This is a genomic window from Mediterraneibacter glycyrrhizinilyticus (genome assembly GCF_015560805.1).
Taxonomy (GTDB): Bacteria; Bacillota; Clostridia; order Lachnospirales; family Lachnospiraceae; genus Schaedlerella; species Schaedlerella glycyrrhizinilytica_A.
Genome location: NZ_JADMSO010000006.1, coordinates 63,190 through 87,043, shown reverse-complemented (window position 1 = coordinate 87,043; position 23,854 = coordinate 63,190). Strand labels below are relative to the sequence as shown.

The 23,854-nt window shown below is 49.3% G+C and carries 20 protein-coding genes; 1 reads left to right on the top strand and 19 read right to left on the bottom strand.

Features of this window, described 5'->3' with window-relative positions:
• Positions 1–16: 16 nt before the first annotated feature.
• From pknB to I2H87_RS07625, 19 genes are all read right to left on the bottom strand, one after another.
• Positions 17–2,185 carry a Stk1 family PASTA domain-containing Ser/Thr kinase gene (gene pknB / locus I2H87_RS07715; protein WP_195609667.1) on the bottom strand — a complete coding sequence of 723 codons (2,169 nt, stop codon included), beginning with the start codon at positions 2,183–2,185 and terminating at the stop codon, positions 17–19.
• The gene (locus I2H87_RS07710) at positions 2,179–2,922 is read right to left on the bottom strand and encodes a Stp1/IreP family PP2C-type Ser/Thr phosphatase (protein ID WP_009268075.1); all 744 of its coding nucleotides are present in this window, start codon (positions 2,920–2,922) and stop codon (positions 2,179–2,181) included. Before I2H87_RS07710 ends, pknB begins: the two co-directional genes overlap by 7 nt.
• A gap of 12 nt (positions 2,923–2,934) precedes the next feature.
• The gene (gene rlmN / locus I2H87_RS07705; RefSeq protein WP_195609666.1) at positions 2,935–3,966 is read right to left on the bottom strand and encodes a 23S rRNA (adenine(2503)-C(2))-methyltransferase RlmN; all 1,032 of its coding nucleotides are present in this window, start codon (positions 3,964–3,966) and stop codon (positions 2,935–2,937) included.
• A 16-nt stretch (positions 3,967–3,982) separates the two neighbouring features.
• Positions 3,983–5,341 (bottom strand): 16S rRNA (cytosine(967)-C(5))-methyltransferase RsmB, encoded by a 1,359-nt coding sequence (rsmB, locus tag I2H87_RS07700; protein ID WP_195609665.1) that lies wholly within the window; start codon positions 5,339–5,341, stop codon positions 3,983–3,985.
• Positions 5,334–6,032 carry a zinc metallopeptidase gene (locus I2H87_RS07695; RefSeq protein WP_195609664.1) on the bottom strand — a complete coding sequence of 233 codons (699 nt, stop codon included), beginning with the start codon at positions 6,030–6,032 and terminating at the stop codon, positions 5,334–5,336. Before I2H87_RS07695 ends, rsmB begins: the two co-directional genes overlap by 8 nt.
• 25 nt (positions 6,033–6,057) lie before the next feature.
• Positions 6,058–7,029: a methionyl-tRNA formyltransferase gene (gene fmt, locus I2H87_RS07690; protein ID WP_195609663.1), complete on the bottom strand. Its 972-nt coding sequence runs from the start codon at positions 7,027–7,029 to the stop codon at positions 6,058–6,060.
• A 1-nt stretch (position 7,030) separates the two neighbouring features.
• On the bottom strand, positions 7,031–7,513 hold the full coding sequence (gene def, locus I2H87_RS07685; protein WP_009268080.1) for a peptide deformylase: 483 nt from the start codon (positions 7,511–7,513) through the stop codon (positions 7,031–7,033).
• A gap of 16 nt (positions 7,514–7,529) precedes the next feature.
• Positions 7,530–9,767: a replication restart helicase PriA gene (gene priA / locus I2H87_RS07680; protein WP_195609662.1), complete on the bottom strand. Its 2,238-nt coding sequence runs from the start codon at positions 9,765–9,767 to the stop codon at positions 7,530–7,532.
• A gap of 25 nt (positions 9,768–9,792) precedes the next feature.
• Entirely contained in the window at positions 9,793–11,256 is a 1,464-nt protein-coding gene (locus tag I2H87_RS07675) for a UDP-N-acetylmuramoyl-L-alanyl-D-glutamate--2,6-diaminopimelate ligase (RefSeq protein ID WP_195609661.1), read from the bottom strand.
• Between the two features lie 191 nt (positions 11,257–11,447).
• Positions 11,448–12,140: a cell wall hydrolase gene (locus I2H87_RS07670; protein ID WP_009268083.1), complete on the bottom strand. Its 693-nt coding sequence runs from the start codon at positions 12,138–12,140 to the stop codon at positions 11,448–11,450.
• Between the two features lie 102 nt (positions 12,141–12,242).
• Positions 12,243–13,148 (bottom strand): AEC family transporter, encoded by a 906-nt coding sequence (locus tag I2H87_RS07665; protein WP_195609660.1) that lies wholly within the window; start codon positions 13,146–13,148, stop codon positions 12,243–12,245.
• Positions 13,149–13,379: 231 nt separating this feature from the next.
• Positions 13,380–14,417, bottom strand: a complete 1,038-nt coding sequence (locus I2H87_RS07660) for a cell wall hydrolase (RefSeq protein ID WP_195609659.1) — start codon at positions 14,415–14,417, stop codon at positions 13,380–13,382.
• Positions 14,418–14,634: 217 nt separating this feature from the next.
• A complete protein-coding gene (locus tag I2H87_RS07655; RefSeq protein WP_195609658.1) occupies positions 14,635–15,375 on the bottom strand; it encodes a cell wall hydrolase in 741 nt (246 codons plus the stop codon).
• 155 nt (positions 15,376–15,530) lie between these two features.
• On the bottom strand, positions 15,531–16,586 hold the full coding sequence (locus I2H87_RS07650) for a TIM barrel protein (RefSeq protein ID WP_009268087.1): 1,056 nt from the start codon (positions 16,584–16,586) through the stop codon (positions 15,531–15,533).
• A 5-nt stretch (positions 16,587–16,591) separates the two neighbouring features.
• Positions 16,592–17,053 (bottom strand): C-glycoside deglycosidase beta subunit domain-containing protein, encoded by a 462-nt coding sequence (locus I2H87_RS07645; RefSeq protein WP_054704145.1) that lies wholly within the window; start codon positions 17,051–17,053, stop codon positions 16,592–16,594.
• A gap of 39 nt (positions 17,054–17,092) precedes the next feature.
• Positions 17,093–18,196, bottom strand: coding sequence for a Gfo/Idh/MocA family protein (locus I2H87_RS07640; RefSeq protein WP_117551159.1), 1,104 nt, complete (start codon positions 18,194–18,196; stop codon positions 17,093–17,095).
• 37 nt (positions 18,197–18,233) lie between these two features.
• Complete coding sequence (locus I2H87_RS07635; protein WP_009268090.1) at positions 18,234–19,211, bottom strand: sugar phosphate isomerase/epimerase family protein; 978 nt, start codon at positions 19,209–19,211, stop codon at positions 18,234–18,236.
• A gap of 13 nt (positions 19,212–19,224) precedes the next feature.
• Positions 19,225–19,653, bottom strand: coding sequence for a C-glycoside deglycosidase beta subunit domain-containing protein (locus I2H87_RS07630; RefSeq protein ID WP_022151291.1), 429 nt, complete (start codon positions 19,651–19,653; stop codon positions 19,225–19,227).
• A 213-nt stretch (positions 19,654–19,866) separates the two neighbouring features.
• On the bottom strand, positions 19,867–22,248 hold the full coding sequence (locus I2H87_RS07625) for a GH39 family glycosyl hydrolase (RefSeq protein WP_195609657.1): 2,382 nt from the start codon (positions 22,246–22,248) through the stop codon (positions 19,867–19,869).
• A 172-nt stretch (positions 22,249–22,420) separates the two neighbouring features.
• On the opposite strand from I2H87_RS07625, the gene I2H87_RS07620 reads away from it, so the two are divergent.
• Positions 22,421–23,773, top strand: coding sequence for an MATE family efflux transporter (locus tag I2H87_RS07620; RefSeq protein ID WP_195609656.1), 1,353 nt, complete (start codon positions 22,421–22,423; stop codon positions 23,771–23,773).
• The last annotated feature ends 81 nt before the right edge of the window (positions 23,774–23,854 follow it).

The following is a 23,854-nucleotide window of genomic DNA, read 5'->3' as shown; positions in this document are numbered from 1 at the left end:
TAGTTATCTGTCAATCTCACTCTGTTTTCCTGCTCGACGACTTATCGTCTGTAGAGCCGCTGCCACTGTTATTGCTGCCTGAAGATCCGCCGTTATCCGGTGTACTCGGCACGATCGGAACCACTTCCGGTCCGTCGCTTGTCTGGAAATCGATCGCGGTTCCGCGATCCACATGACTTCCCGGTGCGATCGTCTGAGACATCACCTGTCCCTCCGGAAGATCACTGTGTCCTCCGCTTGTCACTGCGCCGCTGACCAGTCCGAGATCGGAGAGTGCCTGCTGCGCTTCTGCCATCGTCATGCCGTACAGATCCGGAACTTCTACTTTACTGGAGCCTTTGCTCACCACATAATCCACTGCAGATCCTTTCTCCAGCTTGCTTCCGGCGCTTTTTCCCTGTGAAATCACATATCCCGCATCATATTCTTCACTGTATTCTTCCGTCACACTTCCCCCGATCAGCCCGACCGCCGCAAGCGCCGCCTGCGCTTCCTCGGAAGTGATGCCCGTGATCTGCGGAACTTCTACTTTCTCAACACCCATGCTCACATACATCTTCACATGCGTGCCCTCTTCGACTTCCATGCCCGCCGCCGGATCCGTGGAGATGACCTTGCCGGCCTCAATATGATCGTCATACTTGGATTCCGAATCCACGACCAGATTTGCATCTTCCAGTGTCTTCTGCGCCGCAGATTCGGACTGTCCGCTGACATCCGGAACTGCCACGGTCAGAATCTCTTCCCCGTTGCTGACAACGACCTGGATCTCGGTATTCTTATCTACCTTTTTATTGGCTGCGGTTTTCTGCTCCATGATCTCGCCTTTTTCGTATTTGTCCGAGTAGGCGCGCTCTGCAATGGAAAGTCCCAGCCCTTTTTTGTTAAGCGTTTCCGTCGCTTCTTCCACCGTCATACCTAAGATATCCGGTACTGTCACCTGTGCTTTTCCCTTTTCATCCGTGACTTTCGGATTCGACTTGAACATCCCGGCAGCCTGACCGATCACAAAGATCGTACCGATCGCAAACACCGCGATCGCCACAACCAAAAGGATCTTCATGATCTTCCGCGTATTTGGATCGACACCGTTTTTGCGTCCGTTCTTCCCATCCCGTCTCTGCCTGCTGTCGTATGCGCGATCGTCATAATCATCATCGTCATAATCGCTCTGATCATAATCATCGTCATCATAATCGTCGTCATAATCATTGTCGTAGTCGTCGCCGTAGTCATCATCGTCATCATCGTCATAATCATCCTGATCATAACTCTGATCCTGCACCCGCCGCAGTTCGTCCTCCGACATTACAACTGTAGCATCTCCGCCAACGTGTCCCGGTATATTCACAAAGTTCCCATTTGGATCGACAAGGGAACGTTTCAGATCATTGATCAGTTCCTGACAGTTCTGATACCGCATCGTCGTATTCTTCTGGGTACATTTCATAATGATGCACTCAAGACTGTACGGAATATCCGGTACTTCCTCAGACGGCGACTTGATCTCTTCCCGCAGATGCTTGATCGCGACTGCCACCGTAGAATCACCGTCAAACGGAACATGCCCCGTGATCATCTCATACATCGTGATGCCCGCGGAGTATATGTCGCTCTTCTCGTCCACGATTCCGCCCCGCGCCTGCTCCGGCGAAGTGTAGTGCACCGATCCCATCACGTTGGTGCTGATCGTGTTCGTCGAAGTCGTCGCCCGCGCGATCCCGAAATCCGTCACCTTTACTTTTCCGTCTTTGGAAATGATGATATTCTGCGGCTTGATATCCCTGTGAATGATATGCTGATTGTGCGCCGCCTGAATTCCGGTCACCATCTGGATCGAGATACTGATCGTCTCTTTCGCGGAAAGCTGTCCTTTCTTCTCTATATAATCTTTCAGAGAAATACCCTCCACAAGTTCCATGACCATATAGTAAAGCCCGCGATCCTGCCCCACATCATAGACATTGACCACATTCGGATGCATCAGTCCTGCCGCCGCCTGCGCTTCGCTCAAAAACTTCTGGATAAATACTTCATCGGAACGATAATCGCTCTTTAATACTTTTACTGCCACAAAACGGTTCAGCTTGTGGTCTTTCCCCTTATACACATCCGCCATTCCGCCGGAACCGATCCGTTCCAGAATCTCATAGCGCTTCCCTAAAAATATACCTTCTTTTAACATATACTCACCTCATCCGTAAACGGTTCTGTCAGCACGACCCCGATATTATCCGTGCCGCCGTTCTCTTTCGCTGTCTCCACCAGCGATGTGCCGGATTCTACGATGTCTCTTCCTCCCTGCACGATATGGAACAACTCTTCGTCTTCCACCATATTGCTGAGACCGTCTGTACACATCAGAATGATGTCTCCCCGTTTCAGACGGTGCTCATAAAAATCTACCTCTACATCCGCTTTCGCACCGATGGCGCGTGTGATGATATTCTTATCCGGATGATGCTTTGCCTCTTCCGGTTTGATGCCTCCAAGCCGGACCATCTCTTCTACAAGAGAGTGGTCTTTCGTCAGCTGTGTGATCCCCTGATTGATCAGGTAAAGACGGCTGTCTCCCACATTCGCAAAATACATCATATGGCGTACGATCGTCGCCACTACGATCGTCGTTCCCATCCCCTTTAAATGCGGGTCTTCCGACGCCTTTTTGATGATCTCGTGATTGGCTGTCTTGATCGCTGAAACAAGCGCTTTCTCGATATCTTCCTCCTGACTTGCCGCGAGTTCCCGCTTCAATACTTCTACGGTGTACTTCGATGCAAAATCGCCTGCCTGATGTCCGCCCATGCCGTCTGCCACAACATACAGATTGGGGAGAGGTCCTAATGGTTTGTCTGTCGTATAGACATAGTCCTGATTCACTTGTCTTACCATACCAACATCGGTGATCGAAAATGTCTTCATCTTGTTCTCCTTTCAACCCTGGTAGCTTCGTCTTAATTGTCCACAGGCGCCGTCGATATCTGAGCCCATTTCTCTTCTTATAGTAACATTAATTCCGCTTTTTTCAAGTTTATTTTTGAAATTCAGTGCATTTTTCCGATCCGGACGCTCAAAATCACGCTCCTTGATCGGGTTCACCGGAATCAGGTTTAAGTGGCAGTTCCGATGCTTTAAAAGCGCGCTCAGTTCCCTGGCGTCTTCCTCCGTATCATTGACTCCGTGCACCATACTGTACTCAAATGTGATCCGCCGTCCCGTCTCGTGAAAATAATTGTCGCACGCTTCCAGTACTTCCCGAAGATCATATTTGTTCGCCACCGGCATCAATTGTTTCCGCTTCTCCTGCGTGGAACCATGCAGGGATAACGCCAGTGTGATCTGCAGCTTTTCTTTTGCCAGATCATACATTCTCGGAACGATACCGCAGGTGGACACGGTAATATTTCTCTGACTGATATGCAGACCGTGTTCATCCGTCAAAAGCCGGATAAACGTCAGGAAGTTCTCGTAATTATCCAGCGGTTCTCCAGTTCCCATGATGACAACATTGGAAACTCTCTCCCCGATCATCTTCTGGATCTGATAGATCTGCCCGAGCATTTCCGACGGGGAAAGGTTACGTTCCAGCCCGTCGATCGTCGACGCACAGAATCTGCAGCCCATCCGGCATCCGACCTGTGAAGAAATGCAGACCGAATTGCCGTGCTTATAGCGCATCAGCACACTTTCCACCATATTACCGTCCCAGAGACGGAACAGGAATTTGTTCGTCCCGTCCAGCTTCGACTCCTGTCTGGCTGCCGGTTCCACGGGGAGGATCACATACTGCGCTTCCAGTTTTTCCCGCAGCGCTTTTGAGAGATTCGTCATCTCGTCAAATGAATCCGCCAGCCGTACATGCAGCCATTCGTAAATCTGCTTCCCCCGGAACGCTTTCTCACCGATCCCGCTCAGTTCTTCCTGTAACTGTTCATATGTATATGCACGAATGTCTTTCTTTTCCATGCTCTTTTTTAATCCTTTACTTTCTTTTTCTTAAGCCCGCAATAAAGAAGCCGTCGCTTTTATGGATCCCCGGCAAAAGCTGAAGCCATCCCGCTTCCGATACCGCCCGCACAAGTTCCTCACATACTTCCGTCTTCCACTGCTTCATACTCTCCCGAAGATCTGCAAGTTCAAATTCCGGATGTGTCTCCAAAAACCACCGGACATTTTCTTCATTCTCCGCCGGATTGACGGTACATGTGCTGTACAGAAGCTTCCCCCCGGGTTTCACATACCGGCAGACAACATCCAGCATCTCCCGCTGCATCTGCGCCAGATCATCCGCCCCCTGCTTTGTCGCTTTGTATTTCAGATCGGTCTTCTTTCCGAGAACACCGAGTCCCGAACACGGCAGATCCGCGATCACAATGTCTGCTTTTTCTCTGCTTTCCTCATCATATACCAGTGCATCCTGACAGACCGCTTCTATATTAAGAAGTCCGGTCCTCTCGATATTTTCTTCGATCATCCCCACCTTGTAAAGCGTCAGGTCTCTTGCCTCCACATGTCCGCTTCCGCCGAGCTTTTCCGCCACATGGATGGATTTTCCGCCGGGTGCCGCGCACACGTCGATCACATAGTCATTTTCCTGCGGATCCGCCGTCTCGCCGACCAGCATCGAGCTGATGTCCTGCACCGAAAATTCCCCGTTCCGGAAGCTCTCAAGACCGCCCAGATAGTCAAATCCGGAAATCTGCCATGCATACGGCAAATACGGATGCGGTTCTGCATGTACGCCCTCCGCCCGCAAATGCTCCGGGACATTTTCATCCCTGCACCGGATCACAAGAGGCTGCTCTTCCTGAAAACTTTGCAGCATCCGCTCCACGTTTTCCATGCCGTAAGCGGGGATCCACAATTCCAAAATCCAGCGCGGCATCGAATAACGGATCGAGAGATTGTCAACCGGATCTTCCGGATAAGATACATTGTCCAAATTCCGCGCCACATTCCGCAGCACCCCGTTCACAAATCCCCGGAGACTTCCGAAGCCTTTTTTCACCGCCAGCTTCACCGACTCGTTGCAGACCGCAGCGTCCGGCACACTGTCCATATATTTCAGCTGATACACGGCGCTCCGCAGCAGATTGCGGATCACCGGTTTCATCTTCTTTACTTTCACTTTTGAGAACTGATCCAGAATATAGTCCAGTTCCATCATATGTTCCAGCGTCCCCTCGCTCACTCTTGTGATAAAGGCACGCTCTTTTTTGTCCAGATACTGATACTTTGCAAGGACGTCCCGAAGCACCAGATGGCTGTATCCGCCGTGTTCCGTTACCTCGAGCAGAATCCCAAGCACCAGCTCCCGCTCACTGACCGGTTTGTTAGTCATCCTGTCTTCTTCCTCCTATTATAATGAGACGCAGAAGCTGCAGGATCATGGACGCCGCGCTTGCCACATAGGTCAGCGCCGCCGCCCGAAGCACCGCTTTCGTTCCGTCTATCTCTTCTCCGTAGAGCATCCCGCCCTTTTCCAACGCCTGCACCGCTCTTCTCGATGCATTGAATTCCACCGGCAATGTCACGATCTGGAACAATACCGCCGCGGAAAACAAAAGGATTCCCAGATTGATCAAAAGGACTGCCGCATCGCTTCGGATCAGAAGTCCGATCAGGATCAGCGGCCATGCAAGGGTCGAACCGAAATTCGCCACCGGCACGAGCGCTCCCCGTATCTTTAACGGCGCATATCCGACTGCATGCTGCACGGCATGCCCGCACTCATGTGCCGCCACGCCGATCGCTGCCACCGACGGCGAATTATACGTCGCATCGGAAAGCCGCAGGATCTTGTTTCTCGGATCATAATGATCGTTTAGATGCCCCGAAATATGACAGACCTGTACGTCATAGATCCCATTGGCGCGCAGGATCCGCTCCGCAACCTCTCTTCCCGTCATCCCGCTCATGCTTCTCACCGAAGCATACCGCCGGAATACATGGTTCACTCTGCTCGACGCAAGCATACAGATCACGACGCCGATCAATACGAGACTATACGTTGGATCATAATAATAAAACATGGTTTCTCCTCCTGAGTGTTACAGATTATTCTTTGGAACCGTCCGTCAGAACCGTTCCCTCCTCAAATGTATATCCCCTCAGAAATGCACTTGTCTCCATTCGTTTTTTCCCCGGGATCTGCAGTTCTTCCACTGCCAGAAGTCCGTCTCCCGTCTGTACAAGAAAGCGTTCTTTCTCTACTGTTACAACAGTTCCCGGAGCCGTTTTTTTCAGCACATCGATCGTCGCGTCAAAGTCTGCTTGCGAAACCACTTTTGCTTTCCAGATTTTCATCACTTTCTTATCCCAGTGCGTATATGCGCTTGGCCAGGAATTCAGTCCGCGCACAAGCCGCTCGATCTCCGCAGCCGGGCGGGTCCAGTCGATATTGCCCATCTTTTTGTCCAGCATCTTCGCATACGGTGTCGGTGATTCTCCCTGCTTCTCCGGCTTCAATGTACCATCCTGCAGTCGTTCGAGCGTCTCCACACAGAGCGCCGCCCCGGCTTTGGCCAGTTTATCATGGAGGCTCTCTCCGGTCTCCTCCGCTGTGATCGCCACTTCCGTTTTCAAAAGCATATCTCCGGTGTCCAGTCCGGCGTCCATCTGCATCGTCGTCACTCCGGTCACTTGTTCCCCGCTGATGATCGACCACTGGATCGGCGCGGCTCCGCGGTACTTCGGAAGCAGCGACGCATGGACATTGATACAGCCGTACGGCGTCATCCCAAGGATCTCTTCCGGCAGGATCTGTCCAAATGCCACGACGACCATCACATCCGCCTGATATTTGCGCAGCTCTTCCACGCATTCGGCTTCCCGGACACGTTTCGGCTGGTACACCGGGATCCCCAGACGCAGAGCCGCCTCTTTCACCGGAGTAAACTGCATCTCTTTTCCTCTGCCTTTCGGCTTATCCGGCTGCGTCACCGTCAGACATACGTCATGTCCCGCTTCCACAAGCGCTTCCAATGTACCCACGGAAAAATCCGGGGTTCCCATGAAAATGATCTTCATCCTATTCCTCATCCTCCTGCTCTTCATATGTCACGTCATGAAGTCCGTCTTCCACTTTGTCTACGTAAAGATTTCCCGAGAGATGATCGATCTCATGGCAGAACGCGCGTGCCAAAAGCCCCTCGCCCTCCAGTTCAAATTCTTCCATCTCTTCGTTGAGCGCCCGTACCTTTACGACATTCGGACGGGTCACAATGCCCCATTTTCCCGGAACACTTAAGCATCCCTCTTCTCCGGTCTGCTCTCCGGACGTCTCGATGATCTCCGGGTTGATCAGAACGATCGGTCCCTCACCGACGTCGATCACGACGATCTGCTTCAGAATCCCGACCTGGGACGCCGCCAGACCGACTCCCATTTTTTCATACATCGTATCCAGCATGTCATCGATCAGAATCTGTGTTCTCATCGTCATCTTTGTTACTTTTTTGCAAGGTTTGTTTAAAATATCGTCTCCGATCTCCCTGATTTCTCTGATTGCCATAATTTTTCTCCTTTTGTCAAAATACATTCATTGGATTAAAGTCAAATTGGATCCGGATCGTATTGAATCCGGAATTTACTTCTATATATTGTTCCAGTCGGTTCTTTATCTTTACCAGTGTATCATATCTTTCCGTTTTGAGGTAGAGTACTTTTCGATAGACGTCGTTTATTTTTCCGATCCCCGGACTTGCGGGCCCGATGATCTCCACCGGACTTGACGGATCCGCCTGGCACACTCGTTTTGCATACTCTTTCAGATACCGGCATCCCGTTTCCAAATGCGCCTCGTCTTTTCCGCTTGCAAACACTGCCAGCAGATTTTCCACCGGCGGATACCCCATCAGAGAACGATACCGGATCTCTTCCTCATAAAATGCCGCATAATCCTGCGCGGCTGCCGTCACCACCGCGTAATGTTCCGGGCTATACGTCTGGATCACTGCCTCTCCTTTTTTCTCACCGCGCCCGGCTCTTCCGACCGCCTGAGTCAACAGCTGGAACGTCCGCTCTCCCGCCCGGTAATCATCGCTGTAAAGCGACATATCCGCCGCCAGCACTCCGACCAGCGTCACATTCGGGAAATCGTGTCCTTTTACGATCATCTGGGTTCCCACCAGCACATCCGCCTCTTCGTTGGCGAATGCGGCGAGGATCTTCTCATGTCCGTCTTTTTCCCGGGTCGTATCCATATCCATGCGGAGCACTCTCGCCTCGGGAAAACGCCGCTTCACGATGTCCTCGATCTGCTGAGTCCCCGCCTTAAATTCGCCGATATGTCTGGAGCCGCATTCCGGACAGACATTCGGCTTCGCCTCCTCATGTCCGCAGTAATGACATACCATTTTCCCGCCCCGATGAAACGAAAGCGACACGTCGCAGTGAGGGCATTTCACAACATAGCCGCACTCCCGGCAGGAGATGAATCCCGCATATCCTCTCCGGTTCAAAAACAACATGATCTGTTCGTGTCTGTTTAATCGGTCTTCCATCAATTCCTGCAGTTTTTCGCTAAGAATCGAACGGTTTCCATTTTTTAATTCTTCCCGCAGATCGGTCACATATACATCCGCCATCTCCTGCTCTCGGGAACGTTTCTTCAATTCCAACAGACGATATTCTCCGAGACGGGCACGGTACATGGATTCCATCGACGGCGTCGCCGATCCGAGGACGACGCTCGCCCCCTCCATCTTTGCTCTTGCCTCGGCAGTCTCTCTCGCATGGTATCTCGGCGTCTGTTCGCTTTTGTAAGTATTCTCATGTTCTTCGTCGATCACGATCAGCCCTAAATTAGGAAATGGTGTAAACAATGCGGATCTCGGTCCGATCATCACGTCCACCTCTCCGCTTTTCGCGCGCATCAGCTGGTCATACCGTTCCCCCGCAGACAACCGGGAATTCATGATCGATACCCGGTCGCCGAAACACCGGTAAAACCGCATCACGGTCTGAAATGTCAGCGCGATCTCCGGGATCAGCACGATCGCCTGTCTTCCGGAGTCCGCCACCCGGCGGATCATCTCGATATAAACTTCTGTCTTCCCGCTCCCCGTCACGCCGTGGACAAGATACGTTCCATATCGTTTCTGCTCATAGTCTTCCCGAAACACATCGATCGCATGCTGTTGTTCTTCGGTAAATGTGATCGTTCTTGCTTCCTGTTCTTTTCCCCGCACCGGATTGCGGAAAACACGTTCTTCTTCCAAAGCGACCACGCCCTGCTCTTCCAACGCGCGGATCACAGAGAGCGTAATGTTCAGCTTTTTACTCACCAGTTCATATTCCAGCACCGGTTCATCCAGAAGCGCCGCCAGAAGCCGTGCGCGGGCTTTCTGATTTTTTTCCAGATAATAGTCAAGCTTTTTCTTCCCCGTGTCCTTGTCAAGCAGCAGCCGGATCCGCTTTTTCATTTTCGCGTTCTCTTTCTGTTTGATCGGAAGTACGGTTTTCAGCGCCTGGATCATCGTGCCGCCGTACTGCTCTTTCATCCACGCCGCCAACGCCACAAGCTTCCCCTCGATCGCGATCCCGTCCCGGGAAATATCCGCGATCTCTTTTACTTTTGACAGATCATAATCACAGGTTTCCGAAAAACCAACGACGTATCCTTTCGTCTGCCGGTTCCATTTGCCGAAAGGAACAAAAACTTCCATACCAACAGAAAGTTCCCCTGCCAGACGGGAGGGGACTCTGTATTGAAAGATCTTATCCAGTTTTTCATGTGTGATATCGACAATGATGTTCGCAAACATGAACCTGCATTCACCTACTTTTCCTTTATTTTCCGAGTTCTTCCAGAACTTCTTGGATCAGGACCCGCTCATCCATCGGATGTTTGACGCCCTCGATCTCCTGATAATCTTCATGTCCTTTTCCTGCCAGAACGATCACATCTCCCGGCTGTCCGTGTTCGATCGCGTAGCGGATCGCCTCTTTCCGGTCACAGATCTCGACATATTTTCCATCGGTCTTTCCGATTCCCTGTTTGATGTCGTCGATGATCGCCTGCGGATCCTCGAACCGAGGATTGTCCGATGTGATGATCGTCAGATCTGCCAGCCGCCCCGACACTTCACCCATTTCATATCTGCGGTCTTTGGAACGGTTGCCGCCGCAGCCGAACAGGCAGACAAGACGGGACGGATGATATTCCTTCAACGTTGTCAGAAGACTTTCCAGACTCATGGCATTGTGCGCATAATCGATCATCAAAGTAAATTCATCCGATACTTTGACCATCTCGATCCGCCCTTTTACTTTTGCAACTTTCAGAGCACTTTTGATCACCTCTTCCGGCACGCCGAAATGACGGCAGACCGCGATCGCAGTCAGCGAATTATACACGCTGAACGTTCCCGGAACGTCGATCTCCACATCAAAATCCATCAGCCCCGCCACATGATAGGCAACGCCGAGATATCCCGGTCTGCTGACAAGTCGGGTATCCACCGCCCGCAGATCATTTTTCTCCTCAAATCCAAACGTCTCCACTTTGCAGGTTGCCTCTTTGAACACATCTTCAAACCACGGATCGTCTCCGTTGGCGATTCCAAGCTCACACTGTTTGAACAGCAGTCCCTTACAGCGTTTGTAATCTTCAAAATCCGCATGCTCGTTCGGACCGATGTGGTCTTTTCCCAGATTGGTGAAAATCCCGATCTCAAACGGAATGCCGGCTGTCCGGTTCAGCATCAGCCCCTGAGAGGATACTTCCATCACAACCGTGTCACATCCGGCTTCCACCATCTCGGCAAAATATTTCTGGATCGTATAAGATTCCGGCGTCGTATTTGCCGCAGGGATATGTTTCTCTCCGATGATCGCCTCGATCGTTCCGATCAGTCCTACCTTGCGTCCGACCTCTTCGAGGATCGACCGGATCATATAGGTTGTTGTCGTCTTCCCCTTTGTCCCGGTGATCCCGATGATCTTCAGCTTATTTGCAGGATAGCCGAAATATGCCGCCGACATCAGAGCCAGTGCATACCGGGAGTCCTCCACGCGGATCACGGTCACATCCCCGGGCACTTCCACCTCTTTTTCCACGATCAGCGCCGCCGCGCCCTTATCCGCAACTTCCGTCGCGAAACGATGTCCGTCCGATACCGCGCCGCTGATACATACAAACACACTGCCCGGCTCTACTTTCCTCGAGTCATTGATCAACGTTGTGATCGCAATATCCTCTGTTCCCTGTACCACTTCATATTCTAATCGTTCCAATAACTGGCTCAATCTCATCTTTACTTATACCTCCCAAATCGGTTTGTATCGTCTGCCTTCCCCGAAGCAAACACTTTGGGTAAGCATCTTCTATATAGAATACCACAAAACAGAGCATGAGGGAATAGCGGAACAAAAACAAAAAAGCATGCCCCTCCCCGGTTTTCCCGAGAACTGCATGCTTTTCGTTCCTACATCTTAACTATATCTTAATGAAAGTAATGATCTCCGATCAAAATCCCGTAATCTCCGTTTCCGAAATACAGGCAGTCTCCGATCGGATTGCTTCCGGCTGCGGCATCAACCGCCGCCTGCATCGCTGTCGGCGTGTAGCTTCCCGACGCAAGCACGGTATCCAGCCAACCGGTCATCGCCGGTCCGAACTGCCCCGGCTGGTAGATCACCTCTGCGACACTGTTCGGATAACTTCCGCTTTTCACCCGGTTCAGGATCACCGCCCCGACTGCAACCTGTCCCTCGTACGGCTGGTTTCCCGCTTCACAGAAAATGATGGACGCAAGCAGCGCCTGTTCCTCCGGCGTAAGCGTCACTTTCTGCTGCTCGGCTGCCGCGCGCTCCTGTGTGATCTGTTCCTGTCTTGCCCGAATCGCTTCTTCCTCGATCTCTCTCGCACGAAACTGTACTGTTTCTTCCGCATGCAGCGGATCCGTCAGATGATCCATGGAAATCGCCGACTGTTCTGTCTCTGCCTGTTCCATTCCGAAATCAACCGCTTCCGCTGACGTTGTCTGCATCGTTTCCTGCACGGCTGTGACAGGGGTCGCCCTCTGGCGCGCTCCATCCTCCCGCGGCTCCGCCGCCTGCACGCTCACTCCAAGTGCAAGCACCAGACCTGCCGTCGTCACCGCCAGTCTTTTCCTCATTTTTTTATTAAAATACATCTTGTAATCCCTCCGAATTTTATTTTTTTCGTTTTTGTTACATTTGTTACGGAAATGTTACATTCGCGATTGTATAACAAATCCGGAGGGTTGTCAACTTTTTTATTTCAGTATCGTACTCCAAAAACAGATCGTCAGCAGAGAAATGCAAGTCGATACGACGACCATCTTCGTTGCAAATTCCGATTCCATTCCATATTTTTCCGCGAGGATACTGGTTGTCGCACCCGCAGGCATTGCAGTCAAAAGTACGCTCACACCGAGCACATCCCGGCTCACGCCAAGACAATAACATGCCGCAAACACACACGCCGGGATCACAAGCAGCCGGTGCACGGCATACCGGAGCACAGACGGATCCCAGAACTGTTTCCAGTCGATTTCTGCAAGGATCATTCCGATCACCGCCATAGACATTGCCGTATTACAATTCCCCAGTGCCGAGATCGCTCCATCGATTCCGGCGGGCAGCTTTATTTTCCCCAACATCAGGATCAATCCGATCACACAAGCAATGATACACGGATGGGTCAGCACTTTTTTTGCTGTCGCCTTTCGATCGGTACTCCCGGTAAACACGGCAAGTCCGGCAGACCACATCATAATACGCTGCGGAATCAAAAAGAAACTCGCCAGAACCAGTCCCTCCGCTCCGAAGACTCCCTCCGCGATCGGATTTCCCAAAAATCCCGCATTGGAACAGATCGTACCGTACTCCAGACATTTTCGTCTTCCGACCGCTTCTTTTCGATAGACAATTTTTCCGTAAAATGTACAGAAAATCTGGATCGCAATGGAGATCCCCAGGATCACAAGATAATCTTTCAGATGTTCTCCTGCCTGTCCCGCCATAAATGCTTTCAAAATATTACATGGTAAGATCACATAGATCACGAGATCCGTCAGATTCTTCTGCCCCTGCGATCCGATGATCTTCCTTTTTTTCACGACGTATCCGAGCCATACAAGCAGGAAGATCGTTGTCTGCAGCGATATCACTTCTCTCATTCCATTCCCTCCTCTTCTCATTTTTTACTGTCCTTCAAGCCCTCATTCGCCTGCGGCCAAAAAAACAGTAAAAAGCAGAGATCGCATAACCGCCGATGTACTGCGCGCCATGCTCTCTCCGCCTTTTGTTTCACTTTTATCTCTGTTCTTATGCTTGTTCTTTGTGCTGTTTTTCGCTGTTCTTCGCTGTTCTTTCGGTCGTCCCTTTATCCACAACTTTGCCGCCAACGATTACCAGCTCTGAAAGAACACATTGCCGCCCACATTCACGCCCGAATGTGATGTCGCTCCCGCATACAGGAAAAAGTAGCAGTCCGACACCGCCTGAAGCCGCGCGCCGTTCAACGCATCCTGCGCCACCTGACGGGAAAGATCGCTCGCGCCTCTTGCCAGAACAACATCCAGCATACCTCTGCTGACCGGTTCAAACTGATTGGTCGCATAAATGATCTCCGGAATCGTATGCGGGAATCTCGGATCTTCCAGCCGGTTCATGATCACGGTCGCAACTGCCAGCAACGAATTATAATCTTGATATGCTTCACATTCGATGATCGCAGCCAGTAATTCCGCATCACTTGCCGCCACCTCGGTCGCATTGGTATGGAGGATCGTCCCATCCACAATACCGCCGCTTGTCGGAAGCGCCGCCGTCTCCGCAGCTCTTGCCGCCGCCAGCTGTGCCCGGAACGCTTCCAAATCTGTCGCCGTCTCCGCAGCCTTTTGCTGCAATTCCGCCTGTTTGGCAACGAGTTCCTGCTGCACTGTCGCCATATCATTTTGCTGTCCCGCAAGAACTTCCTGTTTGGTGGAAATATCTTCCCGGATCGTGCGGAGTTCGTCCAGCATCTCACGGTCATAATCGCTGATCGACTGGATAAAATCTGCCTTATTCAGAAAATCGCCGAGATCTTCCGCAGAAAACAACAGCTCTAAAAGCGTCGCGTCTCCATTCTCGTACATGAACTTGATCCGGGTCTTCATATCCTCATACTGCTGATCTTCCTCTTCCTGTGCCACGACAAGGTCATCCTGAAGACGCATGATCTCCGACTGGATCAATGACTGTTCCATCTCAAGTGACGCGATCTCATCACTTACCGCCACCATCTCCTGATTGATCCCGTCCAACTCGTTCTGCAGTACGTTGGTCTGCTGCTGCAGCACTTCGGAATCTTCCGCCAACACATAGGATGCAGAACTCAATACAACGAGCAGGCTCACAAGTACAAGGCTCATGGACAATCTTCGTTTGAAATGTAATCGCATAATCATTATTCCTTTCTCAAACTGATGCCGAATCACCGGAAGTGCCAAAAGGCACATTCCGGGATTGTAAGCAGTCGCCAAGGTCTCGGGCAAGCCCGGACTTTGGTTCGTCGCCTATACAAAAAGCTAAGCACCGTTCTGCTATTATACACCATAAATAAAGATTACGCAATTTTAACTTTTTTGTAACACTTATTTTATACCTTTCCCGCCGACGCTAATGAAAATAATGATCTCCGATCTGATAGCCGTATCCTCCGCAGTCAAAGTACAACAGATCACCGACCGGACTGCTTCCGGAGAGCGCGTCTGCCGCCGCCTGCATCGCCGAATCCGTATAACTTCCCTCCGCCAGAACCGTATCCAGCCATCCGGTCATCGCCGGAGTAAACTGCCCGGACTGATAGATCACTTCCGCAATGCTGTTCGGATATGCGCCGCTTCTCACCCGGTTCATCACAACCGCTCCGACCGCAACCTGTCCCTCGTATGGTTGATTTCCCGCTTCACAGAAGATCAGCGCCGCTAAAAGTTCCTGCTCCCCCGATATATTTCCGTTTCCTGCAGAGGCACTCGCCGCTTCCTCCTGTGCCGCTGCTTCCTGCTCTGCCGCAACTCGTGCCGCCTCTTCCTGTTCCGCCGCGATCCGTGCTGCCTCTTCCTGTTCCGCCGCGATACGCGCCGCCTCCTGTTCTGCTGCGATCCGCACTTCTTCCGCCGCTTTTTTCTCCGCCTCGATCCGTTTCTGCTCTTCATATTGCAGTTTCGCCTGTTTTACGGACTCATTCAATTCTTTCCATGCTTCCCACGGCACGGCTTCCGCCATATGGATCGGCGTCGGCGACAAAATCCGAAACGCCTGCTTTGCTTCCGCCGCCTGACTCACGAATCCGACGGTCAGAACAACGGTTCCTGTGATTCCGGCAAATGCCGCTATGATTTTCTTTGATTTTCTCATATACTCTATTACTCCCTTGCTGTGCGCAAAAGAATCCTTTCTTTTTATTTCATTTGATTTTCTAATAGAGTATATTCCACTTTTTTCGTTTTTATTACATTTGTTACAATTTTATTTCTTTCTCTTACTAATGCAAGTCGTGTTGATTACAATTTTTATTCCTCAATCAGACGACGCAGCATTTCATGATGTCTTCTGACTTGTTCTACATCGTCCGGAAGATATTCGATACCGCGATCCTGCTGATCCCGCTGTCCCTCATATTCGGAATTGATATAACCGTCATAGCCATACTGCTTCAAATATTTCATCGGCGTCTCATAATCAATACATGTATCTTCATAGCATCCCGGTTTTCCCGGAATTTCGGTCATATTGTAAAATTTACCGTGAATGCTGACAATATACGGGATAATATCGATCATGTCTTCCGGATCCGCTGAGGAACGGTGCAGCGACATCCGCTCGATCTCCGACTCCGCCAGTCCGTGCTCCGGATATTTCTCTCCGAGAACGCGAATCATATCATCCAGTTCGTACTCTTTGCTGTGCTCCAAAATAAAATCAATGCTCTCTTTTATTTTCGCATGACGTTTGCAATAATCGATCGCGACCTGTGACGGGGAGTGTTGGAAGATCCCGAAATCCGGCACTAATCCGACATGTTTGCTTCCGGTACGGTCTGCCAGTTCCATGATCTGTTCCGACATTCTGAAATCCAGCGCCGACGCCATTCCTGTTTTCGGCTGTACGCGCGTCCCCGGTTTGATCGGAAGCGGCGCGTGAATTTCTTTTCCGATCTTCACATCGTATTTTTCTGCCGTCTCAAGCGCCATCTCGATCACGTCGATCGGAACGAGACAAAGAGAACGTACATTTTTAAATCCCAATTTTGCCGCAAGTTTGATGTCATTTTTCAAACGTTCCGCCGCTTCCCGATGAGTCATGATATGATCCCGGAACTGATGTACATCCAGATAAATGTCCATCGTTACCGCCTGCATATCATATCTTGCCATAAAATTATTCCAATCATAAATAAACTGTTCCGACGGGAACGGATAATCCCGGATCGTCGCTTCATCGATGATCTCGATCCCGTCTGTCTTCAAATGATCGTGCACCTCCACGATCTGGTCTTTCCAGTTCATCTTTCCGAAAAACTGTGCCTGCTGATAACTGTATAATGACACGCCCCGTTTGATCGCCATGCCGCTCACGCTCCTTTCTGAAGTTCCAATTCAAATTCACATATATTGACCGTCTTCCCGGCGCCGGCGCCATGCCCCGGAACCGGAGGGTTCACAAGCCACTCTTCATCCCACGGCATATAACCGTACTGGGACAAAACCGACTGCTGCAGTTTGATCCGATGCATCCCCGGCGTCAGACCGCCCTCTTTCTCCACATAGACATACGCCTCGTCGTCAAAATTCCAATGCTCCCACACACAGGTTTTGATCTCTTCAAAATCACGCGGCTCTTTTCCGTTGACTTCAAACTTCTGCAGTTCTCTCGGATATTCCACACCGTCGCACTCAATATAATATCCGTTGTGCAAAGACAAAAAACATCCCCGGTAATCCGCGATCCGCACGGCAAACCGGAATCCGACCGCTTTTTTGTTTTCATAGACATTTTCCAGACTGTCTTTTCTGATCAAATAGTTGTCAAACATGCTGTATCCGCCTCCATTATTTCATTTTTCTGCCGCTTCTCAGAATTTGATCTCCTTGTTTTCTTTTGCCGACCGGTAAATCGCATCCAGCACTTTTGTTACTGCCAGCGCTTCTTCCGGTTTTACAAGCGGCTCCGTTCCGTTTAATACCGCTTCCAGCCACTGCCGATTGTCAATCGTTCCCTCTTCTCCGCTTCCTCCGCCGAAATATGCAACGCTTCCGACCGGAGAGATCGTCTCCTCCATCAACTGTCCGTTTCTTCCGCGGTTGTAGATCAGCTCATTTTTCGGATAACTCATGCCGGAATGGATTTCAGCCCCCGCCTCTGTTCCGCAAAGTGTGGTGGACGCCTCTCTGGAATCCAGCATGTTCAAAGCCCAACTTGCCTCCAGATTGATCGTCGCTCCGTTTTTCATCTTGATGAATCCCATCGCGGAATCTTCTACTTCATAAGTTTCCGGATCCCACGGTCCGAATAAGTTCCCCTCCGTCGCCTGCGGAAGATTTCCCAATTTGTAGAAGACTGAACCGGTCACGCTGTCCACATCATAATTGTTCATACACCACAATGTGATATCCAGAGCATGCGTTCCAATGTCGATCAGCGGTCCGCCCCCCTGCTGTTCTTTGTCCATAAATACGCCCCAGGTCGGAACCGCACGCCGCCGCACTGCATGGGCTTTTCCGTAATAAATCTCTCCCAGTTCTCCTTTTTCGCATGCCGCATGGAGATTCTGCACTTCTGCCCGGAAACGATTCTGATATCCGATCGTAAACTGCATTCCGGATTTCTTCCATGCTTCCACCATCTTCTCTGCCTCTTCCGTACAATGAGACATTGGTTTTTCACAGTACACATGCTTCTTTGCTTCAAACGCCGCGATCGCAATTTCACTGTGTGAAACATTCGGTGTACAAATATGTACGACTTCCACTTCCGGATCTGCAAGAAGTTCTTTATAATCCGTATACACTCTCGCTCCGTCAGCGCCATACTCCTTTGCCGCTTTCTCCGCGCGTTCCTCAATGATATCGCAGAATGCGACCATCTCGTTCAAATCCTCATTGTTCTTTAATGCCGGAAAATGCTTCTGATTCGCAATTCCTCCGCAGCCGATGATTCCTACTTTTAATTTTTTCATACCTCTTCCTCTTTTCCCGCTTTCACGCTTTTTTCTCTTACTTTTCCAAAATCTTCCGCATCATCTGTTGATGTCTTGACGTCATCAGCAATGCATTTCCGGACTCGTGATCCTCATATTCCGAGACAATATATCCATTATAGTCAGACTCTTTTACCACATGTAAGATTTCCTCATAAGGGATGCTCGCCTCTGTCAGATCTTCGTACAGGTAATGGAATTTTCCGTGCATGTGGAAACAATACGGCATGATCTCTTTCAGCCCCTCCAATTCTTTTTTACAGTCTTTCTTAAACTGAAGAAACGCGTACATTTCCTGTAAGAGCGCAAGTTCCAGTGTCGTTGCTCCGTTCTCTTTCAGACGTTTCTGTGCCTCTTCCATCGGTACGGCATCGTACCGCATATCTCTTGCCATCTCAAGAAGCCGTAAATCTGCGCCGTTCTTTAATGCTTCATCCCAATGCGGCTTGTTCGGTTTTGTCGCAAAACATCCGAAGTCCGGCACAAAACCGATATATTTTGATCCGCTTTTTTCAATGGCTTCCCTGTATGCCATCATTGCAGGCGAGTTCGGCGTCTCCGGATTATGAATCTCAATCCCCACTTTCACTCCATAAGCTTCCGCATATGGCGCAATCCGTGCAAGTCCGTTCGGACTGAGCAGATACTGCTGACGGATCACTTTGCATCCCATTTTATTCGCACTGCGGATATCGAGGATCGCCCGCTCTACCATCTCGTCTTCCGTCAGCCGTCTGTCATAACGCAGACCGCAATCCATGTTGGCTCCGTAACAAACCGGCTCTATATCATAACAATCACAGATCGATCTGATCTCCCCTAAAAACGCATCGCTTATATATGGATAAGACGGAACCATCTGTGTTGCGACAATTTCAAATCCCTCCGCTCCCATTTCTTTTGCAGTACGGATGCAGTCTTCCAAATCCATACTTCCCTCACAATATTCTTTCGTAAAACAATAAAGCGTCACACCTAATTTTACATTTCCCATGATCGTTCCTCCTCTATGATTCCACCGTCAAAATTTTACATTGTGAGCTGTCCCATGGCATAAATGCCTGCTCTCCGATCGGCATATACGGGGAACGGAATACAAGATGAAAGTCGATTTCATGTTCCCCTTTTTCGAGTCCGCCCTCCCGGAATATTTTGATCGTTGCCGGTTCTTTGATTCCCCAGAACTCGGTTGTCGCCTCATGTAATTGACTGACGCCGAATTCTTTTCCGTGCAGACAAAATGTAATATCCTGCGGTTTCACTTCCTCCCCGTCAACGGAAACTGTCAGCTCATCGATCACCGACAGAAAATGTCCCCGGTAATATGACAGACGGACATCAAAACGATACCCCATCTTTTTTCCATTCACATACACATTTTTCAACGTGCCGTCTCTGAGCACGTCCGTAAAACTGATTCGCATTGCGATTGCCATCTTTCTTTCTCCTTTCTGAAACGCTGTCGCTATATTCGTTAGTCTTACTATATCGTTTTTCATACTTTTCTTCTTTTCATCAGTTTCACAAACATGCTTTTTTCTTGCAGTATTGAGTTGGTTCACTTTTGTTCGCGCAACATTTTTATCGTTTTGTTGCATAGGACACTATTTCTACATAAAAAAAGAATCCCCATAAGAGGATTCCTTTTCTCACTTCGGATAAATATGATACAAGATCATCTCCTGATCCCGGATCTCACAGGAGATTTCCACATTTCCCGCTTCCGCTTTCCGTTGTTCTCTTTCCAGATTCGGGACACATCTTCCCTCAATGTATTTTATATCGGACCGCTCCAGATCCACAGCCATTCCCATCTTCGCCCATTCCGTCAATACGCAGCCATATTCACTGTTGATCTGCCGTTTCTTAACGATATATGTCTCCCCTATCGTCAAATTTTCCAATTGAATATCCACTTGGATCGAATCACTGTTCTCAAACAACTCCCGAATCTGCCCCAAAGACACTTCATTTTCTTTAATATAGAAATAACTCACACCTAACTGTTTAAAATTAAAAAACAAGATCATATAACTTTCATTATTACGCCGTGTGATCAGATAATGTTCTCCAACGGCAAGCAGTTCTTCTCCGAGCTGATTCAGAAAAGAGAGTGCATACCAGATTGGCTTCTTTATATTGTCCTTTGTCAAAATCCCTCCCGCGCCGTTCACCATACTTCTCGCATCATAGTAATTGCTGATCCAGTCAGACCCGAACCACAGACAGATCATATCGGTCAACTCATAAATTTCACTGATCATTTTTACAAAATATGCGCTTCTGAAACAACTGTCGTTCAAAAAATTCCGATTGGACAGGGACATATTCCACTCAGATACATACAACTCACAGGAGGAAAGATTTTCAGCTTCCATACATTTACGATAGTACAGCAAGAGATTCTTTTCCCAATGATCTTCGGCCACTCTTCGATACCCGACCGCATTTTCTCCTGCTTCATACGGAAAAATCATCACGGCAACAAAATCCGGCACGCAATCGTTTTTTCTGCAATACCGCAAGTACTTCGGAAATGCACTTTTTTCCTGTCCGGGCGGCGCGGAATATCCGCCGACTTTTGCATTCGGAAATTCTCTTTTTACCGCACGATAAAAGAAACCATACATTTCATAATAATCGTAAAATCCTGTCGGTTCCAGCAAAATCCCGTCTTCAAAGTCTGCAAGTTCAAATATCCAATTTTCCACCTCAGACTTGCCGTATCGCTTGGAAAGATGACTCAAAAAGTCAATCAACAACGACTCCCACAATTCTTTTGAATCAAACGCAATATGTTCTTCCTTATAATACAAAGGTTCACCCTCTGAAATCAATGCCGCATCCATCCGCCTGCTGAAATCGAGATATAATGCGATATGATTTGCAGCCAGAAAATCCATGATCTGATCGATCTTATCGTAATTATAATTTCCCACTCTTTTTCCGTCCGTGATCATCAGTGGTTCCGAAAAAATATTCCAGACGCGGACGTGTGTAAATCCAAGTTCGTTCACAAGCCTCTGTGTCTGAAACTGTATGTTCACCTCCCCAAGCCGGTGCATGGAACCGATATTGATCGCCCGCTTCCAGATCTTCGGCAGCCGGCTTTCACTTTGTCCTGACGTGTCGATCCGAATCTGATCGACTGCATTTTCCTGCATTTCATAAAACCATTCCGTCTTCTGCAGATCCTGCCGAACCGTTTCTTTCCAGTCCTCTTCCTCCCTCTTTTTCCGTTTCGTCCACTGTTCCCGAAATTCCGTCGGTGTCATCTGCCGTTTCTCCCGGAACACTTTGTTCAGTGCCTGTACATTGGAAAATCCGCAGTGCATCGCAACCTCCGTGATGCTGTGAGATGTATTTTTCAATTCATTTTCCGCATAATGCAGACGTATTTTCCCCACATATTCCGCAAAATACATCCCTGTTTGCTTTTTAAAAAATCTGGATAATGTAGAAGTTGAAACGTACAGTTTCTCCGCCACTTCAGCCAAACTGATATGCGCCGAATGATTACAGTGTACATATCGCAGGATCTCTTCCAGTCTCGGATCCGTGACTTCTCTGCTGACTTGAAGTTCTGAATTAACAATCCAGTAATGTTCGATCAGTTCGTCCAACAACTGATAGATCAGGCTGTACTCATAACTTTTTGTTTTATGCAGGTTCAGCCCCCGCTGCCGGAGAATCTGCTGTATGATCTTTTTCAGCCGTTCATAAGATTGTCCCGGATGTTCCACGCTGTTACATACAAAACGTCCGTTTTCATTTTCCAGAAGTTCTGCCAAAATCCGGTTTTCAAAACATAACTCGCAAATCAAAGCGTCGCTCTCGTACGTCTCTATTTTCCTCGCTCTTACCCCTACGTTTATAACCAGAATATCATCTTTTTTCATCCGATAACACTTTTTTTCGATCTGGACTTCCAGCATTCCTTCTATTATATAGTAGAGTCTCACATCCGGCAAAAATGAAATCTCCTCTTTTATCTTCTTCCGGATCTGAAGCTGAACGCCATTTTCTCTCAAAATTTTCTCCCTCCGAATCGCCCCTGTTTCACTTGTTTCATTTTCTTTGTCCATCTTATCACTTTCACTGGAAAAAAGGAAGAATTATGCTACAATGAAAATGAATGTCAATTCGGTCTTATCTGTTCCATTGACTGTAGAAATATCATAGACTTGAGGGAGGCTATTTTTCATGAAACAAAAGACACAGAATATCAATCAGATCACAGAGGGCATTATCTGGCGACAGCTTCTGCTCTTTTTCTTTCCGATCGTATTCGGTACCTTTTTTCAGCAGCTTTACAACACGATCGACACCGTGATCGTCGGACAATTCGTCGGAAAAGCCGCGCTTGCAAGTGTGGGAGGATCCGCCACACAGCTGATCAATCTTGTGGTCGGATTTTTCACCGGACTTTCCTCCGGAGCCTCCGTTGTGATCGCACAGTTCTTCGGCGCAAAAGACGAACGCTCCGTCAAGGAAAGCCTGCATACCGCCTATGCGTTTTCGATCCTCGGAAGTATCGTGATCTCCGCTCTTGGACTCGGACTTGCCCCGCAGCTTCTTCGCTGGATGAACACTCCGGAAGAATTACTCGCCGATTCCACCTTGTATCTGCGGATTTATTTTGCCGGAATTTTATTTGTATTCATTTTCAACGTCGGATCCAGTATTTTACGCGCGGTCGGAGATTCCAAAAATCCGCTTTACTACCTGATCGCCTGCTGTTTCATCAATATTTTTCTGGATCTGTTATTCGTCATCGTCTTCCACCTCGGCGTAGCAGGTGTGGCGTACGCGACCTTTTTGTCCCAAGCGATCAGCGCGCTGCTCGTCACGCACAAACTGATGACGTCCCACAGCATCTTAACTTTAAAGATCCGGGATATCCGGCTTCACAAAAATGTACTGAAGTCCCAGCTCTGGATCGGGCTTCCCGCCGGATTTCAATCAGTGATGTACAGTATTTCCAACGTCATCATCCAGGCTGCTTTAAACCGCTTCGGAACGGATACTGTCGCCGCCTGGTCTGCTTACGGAAAACTGGATGCGATCTTCTGGATGGTAAGCGGTGCGATCGGAATCTCCATCACTACATTTGTCGGGCAGAATTACGGTGCGCGCAAATATGACCGTGTGCATAAAAGCGTCCAGATCTGCCTTGGGATCGACAGTATCATTTCCGTCATTTTAATTGTATTTTTGATGCTGTTCCGTGTCCCGCTCTTCCGGCTTTTCACACAGGATCCGTCCGTCATCCGGATCGGTTCCGATATGCTCGCGCTGATCACACCGTGCTACATTTTCTTCGTATTTATCGAAGTGCTCGCCGGAGCGCTGCGCGGAATGGGCGATGTGATGATCCCGACCTTGATCACTTTACTTGGCGTGTGTGTTCTGCGGCTGATCTGGATCGCGGTCGTCCTGCAGATCTCACCGACGGTCAACGCGATCATTTACAGCTATCCGGTCACATGGATCGCCACCGCGGTTCTGTTCATCATTTATTATTTATATAAGAAGAAACGGATATTGAAAGCATAAATGAAACCCGGTAAATGAAAGGCTGCATCACACTGCACCATGCATATATTTTCCAATCTCAAAAAGGAGCCAGGATTCTTT

Bases quoted from the DNA above. Each gene is read 5' to 3' on its own strand.
- pknB (WP_195609667.1), bottom strand. From the start codon at position 2,185: ATGTTAAAAGAAGGTATATTTTTAGGGAAGCGCTATGAGATTCTGGAA.
- I2H87_RS07710 (WP_009268075.1), bottom strand. From the start codon at position 2,922: ATGAAGACATTTTCGATCACCGATGTTGGTATGGTAAGACAAGTGAAT.
- rlmN (WP_195609666.1), bottom strand. From the start codon at position 3,966: ATGGAAAAGAAAGACATTCGTGCATATACATATGAACAGTTACAGGAA.
- rsmB (WP_195609665.1), bottom strand. From the start codon at position 5,341: ATGACTAACAAACCGGTCAGTGAGCGGGAGCTGGTGCTTGGGATTCTG.
- I2H87_RS07695 (WP_195609664.1), bottom strand. From the start codon at position 6,032: ATGTTTTATTATTATGATCCAACGTATAGTCTCGTATTGATCGGCGTC.
- fmt (WP_195609663.1), bottom strand. From the start codon at position 7,029: ATGAAGATCATTTTCATGGGAACCCCGGATTTTTCCGTGGGTACATTG.
- def (WP_009268080.1), bottom strand. From the start codon at position 7,513: ATGGCAATCAGAGAAATCAGGGAGATCGGAGACGATATTTTAAACAAA.
- priA (WP_195609662.1), bottom strand. From the start codon at position 9,767: ATGTTTGCGAACATCATTGTCGATATCACACATGAAAAACTGGATAAG.
- I2H87_RS07675 (WP_195609661.1), bottom strand. From the start codon at position 11,256: ATGAGATTGAGCCAGTTATTGGAACGATTAGAATATGAAGTGGTACAG.
- I2H87_RS07670 (WP_009268083.1), bottom strand. From the start codon at position 12,140: ATGTATTTTAATAAAAAAATGAGGAAAAGACTGGCGGTGACGACGGCA.
- I2H87_RS07665 (WP_195609660.1), bottom strand. From the start codon at position 13,148: ATGAGAGAAGTGATATCGCTGCAGACAACGATCTTCCTGCTTGTATGG.
- I2H87_RS07660 (WP_195609659.1), bottom strand. From the start codon at position 14,417: ATGCGATTACATTTCAAACGAAGATTGTCCATGAGCCTTGTACTTGTG.
- I2H87_RS07655 (WP_195609658.1), bottom strand. From the start codon at position 15,375: ATGAGAAAATCAAAGAAAATCATAGCGGCATTTGCCGGAATCACAGGA.
- I2H87_RS07650 (WP_009268087.1), bottom strand. From the start codon at position 16,586: ATGGCGATCAAACGGGGCGTGTCATTATACAGTTATCAGCAGGCACAG.
- I2H87_RS07645 (WP_054704145.1), bottom strand. From the start codon at position 17,053: ATGTTTGACAACTATTTGATCAGAAAAGACAGTCTGGAAAATGTCTAT.
- I2H87_RS07640 (WP_117551159.1), bottom strand. From the start codon at position 18,196: ATGAAAAAATTAAAAGTAGGAATCATCGGCTGCGGAGGAATTGCGAAT.
- I2H87_RS07635 (WP_009268090.1), bottom strand. From the start codon at position 19,211: ATGGGAAATGTAAAATTAGGTGTGACGCTTTATTGTTTTACGAAAGAA.
- I2H87_RS07630 (WP_022151291.1), bottom strand. From the start codon at position 19,653: ATGGCAATCGCAATGCGAATCAGTTTTACGGACGTGCTCAGAGACGGC.
- I2H87_RS07620 (WP_195609656.1), top strand. From the start codon at position 22,421: ATGAAACAAAAGACACAGAATATCAATCAGATCACAGAGGGCATTATC.